The organism is Streptomyces beihaiensis (assembly GCF_026274175.1).
Classification (GTDB): Bacteria; Actinomycetota; Actinomycetes; order Streptomycetales; family Streptomycetaceae; genus Streptomyces; species Streptomyces beihaiensis.
This window is the reverse complement of the sequence record NZ_JAPHNL010000181.1, coordinates 1-2,100: the sequence shown is the minus strand read 5'-3', so window position 1 is coordinate 2,100 and position 2,100 is coordinate 1. Positions and strand designations below refer to the sequence as shown.

Sequence of the window (2,100 nt, the reverse complement as noted above, 5' to 3'; positions counted from 1 at the left end):
CGACGCTCTTCCGATCTGGCGGCAGCGGGCCCTGGCCCTGCGGGACCTGCGCGGGCTGCGGCTGGTGCTGTGTCGCCTGCGGGGACGGTGGTGCCTGCGGGTGCGGCGGAACCGGGGGCGGGGGCGCGGCGCCGCTGATACCGGGTGGCAGCGGGTGGTGCGGCCCCGGGTGCTGCCGCGCCTGGTGCACCTGTGGCCCGGGGGCGGCCGGCCCCTGCCCCGGGCGGTGGGGCGGTGGCAGCGGAGATCCCACTGCGTGCTGCATCCGGTGCGACTCCGTCTCGTACAACCAACCGTCATGGGCGCGCCCGTGAAGCGGGCGCTACCGAACGGTACCGTCCCCGGCCGCTGTTGTGGCAACGGCCGGGGCGGCCACAGAGTGCCCGTAGCCCAACAAAGCCCCGCTACTGGGCCACTTCGCCGTAGGCGGCGAGCAGGACCGCCGGGTCGGGGCCCTCCAGGACGGTGGGCTTGCCGAGGCCGTCGAGGACGATGAAGCGCAGCAGGTCGCCGCGGGACTTCTTGTCGACCTTCATCGTCTCCAGGAGCTTGGGCCACTGGTCGTGCCGGTAGGACAGCGGCAGGCCGACCGATGCGAGAACGCTGCGGTGCCGGTCGGCGGTCGCGTCGTCGAGGCGCCCGGCCAGGCGGCCCAGCTCGGCGGCGAAGTGCATGCCCACCGAGACCGCGGCGCCGTGCCGCCACTTGTACCGCTCGTTCTTCTCGATGGCGTGCGCGAGCGTGTGCCCGTAGTTGAGGATCTCGCGGCGTCCGGCTTCCTTCAGGTCCCCGGAGACCACCTCGGCCTTGACCCGGATCGACCGTTCGATCAGCTCGGCGGCGTGCGCGCCCGCCGGGCTCCGCGCGCCCTCGGGGTCGGCCTCGATCAGCTCCAGGATCTTCGGGTCGGCGATGAAACCGGCCTTGATGATCTCCGCGAGCCCGGAGACGTAGTCGTTGACCGGCAGCGAGTCGAGCGCCGCCAGGTCGCAGAGCACGCCCGTGGGCGGGTGGAAGGAGCCGACCAGGTTCTTGCCCTCGGCGGTGTTGATTCCGGTCTTGCCGCCGACCGCCGCGTCCACCATGGCGAGCACGGTCGTCGGCACCGCGACCCAGCGCACGCCGCGCAGCCAGGTCGCCGCCACGAACCCGGCCAGGTCCGTGGTGGCGCCGCCACCGACGCCCACGATCACGTCGGAGCGCGTGAAGTTCGACTGGCCGAGCGCCTTCCAGCAGTAGGCGGCGACCTCGGCGGTCTTGGCCTCCTCCGCGTTGGGCACCTGGATGGCGACGGCCTCGAAGCCCTGCTCGGCCAGGTCCGCGCGGAGCGCCTCACCCGTCTCGGCCAGCGCCTCGGGGTGGATGACGGCGACACGCTTGGCGTTGCCGACCAACGTGCCGAGCTCGCCGAGGAGCTGCCGCCCGACCAGCACCTCGTACGGGTCGGTGCCGGCCGTGCCGCCGACCTGGATGCGGGTCACTTGCTCGCTCATGCTTCCTTCAACTCCAGTGCGTCGAGGACCGCTCGGGCCACCTCGTCGGGGTCCCGGCCGTCGGTGGCCACGGACACCCGGGCGACCTCGGTGTACAGATGCCGGCGCGCCTCCATCAACTCGCGCCACTGCTTGCGCGGGTTGACGGCGAGCAATGGCCGGGCGACGTTCAGTCCGGTGCGCTTGGCCGCCTCCTCGACGTCCATCGAGAGATAGACGACCGGGTGCGCGGCCAGCAGTTCGCGGGTGTCGGGGTCCAGGATCGCGCCGCCGCCCAGGGCCAGGACACCCTCGTGCTCGGCGAGCGCACCGGCCACGGCGGCCTTCTCCAGGGCGCGGAACCGGTCCTCGCCGTCCTCGACGAAGATGTCGGCGATCGTCCGGCCCTCGGCCGCCACGATGTCCTCGTCCGTGTCCCGGAACGCGCACCCGAGCGCCTCGGCGAGCAGGCCGCCCACCGTCGACTTGCCGACCCCCATCGGGCCGACCAGGACGATCTTGGGGCCGCTCACCGGATCTGGAGGTGGTCGAGGTAGGACTCGACGTTGCGCCGGGTCTCCGGCACGCTGTCGCCGCCGAACTTCTCCGCGACCGCGTCCGCCAGGAC

The 2,100-nt window shown here is 72.8% G+C and carries 2 protein-coding genes; both read right to left on the bottom strand.

Going from position 1 to position 2,100, the window contains the following annotated elements; genetic code table 11:
- Window positions 1-404 precede the first annotated feature (404 nt).
- Window positions 405-1,493 carry a 3-dehydroquinate synthase gene (gene aroB, locus OFY01_RS16480; protein WP_266600599.1) on the bottom strand — a complete coding sequence of 363 codons (1,089 nt, stop codon included), beginning with the start codon at window positions 1,491-1,493 and terminating at the stop codon, window positions 405-407.
- Window positions 1,490-1,972 carry a shikimate kinase gene (locus OFY01_RS16475; protein WP_266600601.1) on the bottom strand — a complete coding sequence of 161 codons (483 nt, stop codon included), beginning with the start codon at window positions 1,970-1,972 and terminating at the stop codon, window positions 1,490-1,492. The genes aroB and OFY01_RS16475 overlap by 4 nt, the downstream gene beginning before the upstream one ends.
- Window positions 1,973-2,100: the final 128 nt, after the last annotated feature.

What these genes read in the sequence shown, in the direction of transcription:
- aroB (WP_266600599.1), bottom strand. Translation starts at nt 1,493, where the DNA reads ATGAGCGAGCAAGTGACCCGCATCCAGGTCGGCGGCACGGCCGGCACC.
- OFY01_RS16475 (WP_266600601.1), bottom strand. Translation starts at nt 1,972, where the DNA reads ATGGGGGTCGGCAAGTCGACGGTGGGCGGCCTGCTCGCCGAGGCGCTC.